The sequence below is a fragment of the uncultured Amnibacterium sp. genome (assembly GCF_964244015.1).
Lineage (GTDB): Bacteria > Actinomycetota > Actinomycetes > Actinomycetales > Microbacteriaceae > Amnibacterium.
Window position 1 is genome coordinate 1 of the sequence record NZ_CAXTHO010000172.1, and the last position, 4,807, is coordinate 4,807.

Genomic DNA, 4,807 nt, shown 5'->3' on the forward strand with positions numbered 1-4,807 from the left:
CGCCGCCGTGTGCGTGCTCTCCCCCGAGCGCGTCGCCAGCCGAGCCGTGAGCCTCGCCGACACGAACAAGGAGTTCCTGCACGCCGCGTGGAGCGCCGCCACCGCGGGCGCGCAGGCGCCGATCGACCTCGAGTCCGGCGACTTCCTCACGGTCAACCGCCTCCGCGAGTCCGTGCCGGACGGCACCTGGTGGACCATCAGCAGCTTCGAGTCGCAGCCAGACGGCGCCGAGTCCGTCGCCGAGCTCGACCCGGCGAAGGCCGCCGCGCTGCTCGCCGACTCCGCGGAGTACCTCCGGATTAAGGGCGGCGCGACCCCGGTCACGCCGGGCAAGCCCGCCGAGCTGCTCGACCACCTCACCTCCCGCCTCCGGCACGGCTGGACGGCGGTCGTCACCTCGGCCGGCAAGGGGCTCGTCGAGCGGGCGCGCGACGTGCTCGCCGAACGCGGTGCGGCGGCGCGCATCGTGGAGGAGCTGCCGGAGGAGCTCGAGTCCGGCGTGGCCTACGTGCTGATCGGCGACCTCGAGGCCGGGTTCGAGCAGCCCGAGATCTCCCTCGCCGTCGTGAGCGAGCGCGAGTTCTACGGCCGCACCGCAACCATGGACAACCGCGGGCCGAAGAAGCTCGCCTCCCGCCGCAAGAACGTCGTCGACCCCCTCCAGCTGAAGGCCGGCGACCACGTCGTGCACCAGACGCACGGGATCGGTCGGTTCGTCGAGCTGGTGCGGCGCGAGATCGCGCCCGTGCAGCGCACCGGCCCGCGGCGGATCGGCGATAAGGCGCCCGAGAAGGTCGTCCGCGAGTTCCTGCTGCTCGAGTACGCGCCGTCGAAGCGCGGCTACCCGGGCGACAAGCTCTACGTGCCGACCGACCAGCTCGACCTCCTGACCCGGTACGTCGGCGGCGAGGCGCCGCAGCTGTCGAAGATGGGCGGCTCCGACTGGTCGGCCGCGAAGGGCCGCGCTCGCAAGGCCGTGCGTGACATCGCGGTCGAGCTCGTGAAGCTCTACTCGGCGCGGATGGCGTCCCGCGGGCACGCGTTCGGCCCCGACAGCCCGTGGCAGCGCGAGCTGGAGGAGGCGTTCCCGTTCGCGGAGACGCCCGACCAGCTCGAGACGATCGACCAGGTTAAGGCCGACATGGAGAAGCCGATCCCGATGGATCGCCTGATCTCGGGCGACGTCGGCTTCGGCAAGACCGAGATCGCGGTCCGCGCGGCCTTCAAGGCGATCCAGGACGGCAAGCAGGTCGCGATGCTCGTGCCGACGACCCTCCTGGTCCGCCAGCACCTCGAGACCTTCAACGAGCGCTTCGCCGGCTTCCCGGTGAACGTGCGCCCGCTCTCCCGCTTCCAGAGCGACAGGGAGGCGAAGGAGACGGTGAAGGGCCTCGCCGACGGCACGGTCGACATGGTGATCGGCACGCACCGGATCCTGACGGGCCAGATCGCGTTCAAGGACGTGGGGCTGGTGATCATCGACGAGGAGCAGCGCTTCGGCGTCGAGCACAAGGACCAGCTGAAGAAGCTGAAGACGAACGTCGACGTGCTCGCGATGAGCGCAACGCCGATCCCGCGCACGCTCGAGATGGCGGTCACCGGCATCCGCGAGATGTCGACGCTCGCGACGCCGCCGGAGGACCGGCACCCGATCCTCACGTACGTCGGCGCGCGCTCCGCGGGCCAGATCACCGCGGCGATCCGGCGGGAGCTGCTGCGCGAGGGGCAGATCTTCTACGTGCACAACCGCGTCTCGTCGATCCAGCGGATCGCCTCCGAGATCGCGGAGCTCGTCCCGGAGGCGCGGGTCGGCGTCGCGCACGGGCAGATGGGCGAGCACCAGCTGGAGCAGGTGATGGTCGACTTCTGGGAGCGGAAGTACGACGTGCTCGTCTCGACCACCATCATCGAGACCGGCCTCGACATCGCGAACGCGAACACCCTGATCGTCGACCGGGCCGACAAGTACGGCCTGTCGCAGCTGCACCAGCTGCGCGGGCGCGTCGGCCGTGGCCGGGAGCGCGCCTACGCCTACTTCCTCTACGACTCCGAGAAGCCGCTGTCCGAGCTGGCGGTCGACCGCCTCGAGACGATCGCGGCGAACAACGACCTCGGCTCCGGCATGCAGGTCGCGCTGAAGGACCTCGAGATCCGCGGGGCCGGCAACCTGCTCGGGGGCGAGCAGTCCGGGCACATCGCGGGCGTCGGCTTCGACCTGTACCTGCGGATGATCGGGGAGGCGGTCAGCGACTTCCGCGGCGAGGTCGCGGACGGCCAGACCGAGCTGCGGCTCGAGATCCCGGTCGACGCCCGCATCCCCGAGCACTACATCGACAGCGAGCGGCTGCGGCTGGAGGCGTACCAGAAGCTGTCCGCCGCGGCCGGCCCCGCCTCCGCCGAGGGTCGCATCGACCTCGTGCTGGAGGAGCTCGTCGACCGCTACGGCACGGCGCCGGAGGAGGTGGAGGCCCTGGTCCGCATCTCGAAGCTGCGCCGCATCGCGCAGCACGCGGGCCTCTCCGACGTGGTCGCGCTGCCGAAGTTCCTCCGCATCGCGCCGGCGGACCTGCCGGACTCGATGCAGGTGCGCCTGCAGCGCATGTACCCGGGTGCCCGCATCCAGGGCGGCGCGGTGAACGTGCCGTGGCCGCAGACGGTGGGCGACCCGATCGCGGACACGGCGCTGGTCGAGTGGGTCGAGCAGCTGCTCAGCGCGATCTGGGGCAAGGTCCAGCAGCCCGCCGCCTGACTCTCCGTTTTGTAGGAAGGACCTACCTACAAAACGGCGAGTCACTGGCGATGCGGGACGAGTTGGGACGCCGGGGGCGGAGATCGACATCTCCCGCTTCGGCAGCGGCGTGCACGTCCAGCGCGCTCATCGACGCCGGCCGGCGGCGAAGCCGCGCGCGCGTCGGCGTCACCGTGGGGCTCATCTGCTGACGCTCCGCGCGAGCCCTGCCGAGTCGCCTCCTCCATCTCCGCACCGAGAGGATGGAGCAGTGCAGCGGCCTGACGACGAACGGATCGGGTTCGGCGCGGCGGTCGGGCTCGGCGCGCTGGTCTTCGCGACGTTCGTGGCGATCACGACAGAGATCGTCCCCGTCGGCTTGCTGCCCCAGCTCAGCCGGGCGTTCTCGGTCTCGGAGGCGGTCACCGGTCTCCTCGTCACGGTCTACGCGGCGCTCGTCGCGGTGCTCGCGATCCCGCTCACGCGGCTGACCGGGCGGCTGCCGCGGAAGCCCCTCCTGCTCGCCACGATCGGGCTCTACAGCGTCGGGAACCTGGTGATCGCGCTCGCGCCGACGTTCGCGGTGCTCTGCGCGGGCCGCGTGATCGGCGGGGTCGCGCACGCCCTGTTCTTCTCGCTGTGGTCCGCCTACGCCTCCGCGCTCGTGCCGCCGCGGGCGCAGGGACGGGCGCTCGCCGTCGTGGCGTCGGGCGTCTCCATCGGATACGTGCTCGGTGCGCCGCTCGCCACCTCGATCGGTGCGGCACTCGGCTGGCGGGCCGCATTCGGGGCGCTCGCGATCGGCGGAGTGCTCGCCGCCCTGGTGACCGCAGCGGCGCTGCCGCCGTCGACCGGAGGGGAGGGGCAGGGGCGCGCGCGGCGGGCTCCGCGCAGCGGCCTCGCCGGCGCCGCGGCGGTGAACGCGATCGTGTTCTTCGGCCACTACGCGTTGTACACCTACGTCTCCACGGTGCTGATCGGCGCCGGGGTGGCCGAGTCCGCGATCGGCGCCGCGCTGCTCCTGTTCGGCGCGGCCGGGGTGGTCGGGCTCTGGCTCGCCAGCCTGGTCATCGACCGCCGGCCGCGCGCCGGGTTCCTCGGCGCGCTCGTGCTCTCCGCGGTCTGCGTCGCCGCGCTCCTGCTGCTGCGGACCTCGGGTCCGGGCACCGTCGCCGCGGTCGGTGCGTGGATCGTCGGCTTCGGCGCGATCCCCGTGTTCTGCGCGGCGGCCTGCCTCCGCGCCCGTGCGCTGTCTCCGGACCTCTCCGCCGCCGTGAACAACTCGGCGTCGAACGTCGGGATCGGCCTCGGCGCCGCCGTGGGCGGTGCGGTGATCGGGACGGCCGGCGTGCCGGCGGTGATCGTGCTCGCCGCGGCTGCGTTCGCGCTCGCCGCCGTGCTCGTGGTGCTGCTGCGCGGCGGGTTCCCCAGGCGGGTGCAGCCCATCGCCTGACCCTCCGACGTGTGCCGCCCGAGGGGCTGTCCGGCGCTAGCGTCGCGGCATGGCTCGACTCCGCGCGCACACCATCGCCGTCTCGCTCGACGGGTTCGGGACGGGGGAGGGGCAGAGCCTCGAAGCCCCGTTCGGGCATGCCGGCGGCCGCCTGATGCAGTGGTTCGTCCCGACCCGCACCTTCGTGTCCATGGTCGGCGGCGACGGGGCGGGTACGACCGGCATCGATGACGCGTTCGCGGCAGCGAGCTGGTCGGGCATCGGCGCCGAGATCATGGGCCGCAACAAGTTCGGCGGCCCGTGGGAGGACGAGTCCTGGCAGGGCTGGTGGGGCGACGAGCCGCCGTTCCACACCCCGGTGATCGTGCTGACGCACCGCCCGCGCCCCGACCTCGTGCTGGGCGACACCACGTTCCTGTTCCGCGACACGTCGCCGCAGGAGGCGCTCGCCGAGGCGACGGAGCTCGCGGGCGGCCTCGACGTGCGCCTCGGCGGCGGACCGACGACCGTGCGCGAGTTCCTCGACGCCGACCTCGTCGACCACCTCCATCTGGTCGTCGTCCCGATCGTGCTCGGCCGCGGAGAGCGGATCTGGGACGGTCAGGAGGGTCTGGAGGAGCGCTTCG

3 protein-coding genes are annotated in these 4,807 nt (G+C 72.4%); all 3 read left to right on the plus strand.

The genetic code is table 11. The features are described 5' to 3' along the window. The coding region (gene mfd, locus ACFE67_RS14130) for a transcription-repair coupling factor (RefSeq protein WP_375407513.1) at positions 1-2,749 on the plus strand (2,749 nt) is incomplete at its 5' end. Between the two features lie 250 nt (positions 2,750-2,999). Then, positions 3,000-4,181 (plus strand): MFS transporter, encoded by a 1,182-nt coding sequence (locus ACFE67_RS14135; protein WP_375407514.1) that lies wholly within the window; start codon positions 3,000-3,002, stop codon positions 4,179-4,181. Between the two features lie 49 nt (positions 4,182-4,230). Beyond that, positions 4,231-4,807 (plus strand): dihydrofolate reductase family protein (locus ACFE67_RS14140; RefSeq protein WP_375407515.1); only part of this gene is annotated, 577 nt, incomplete at its 3' end.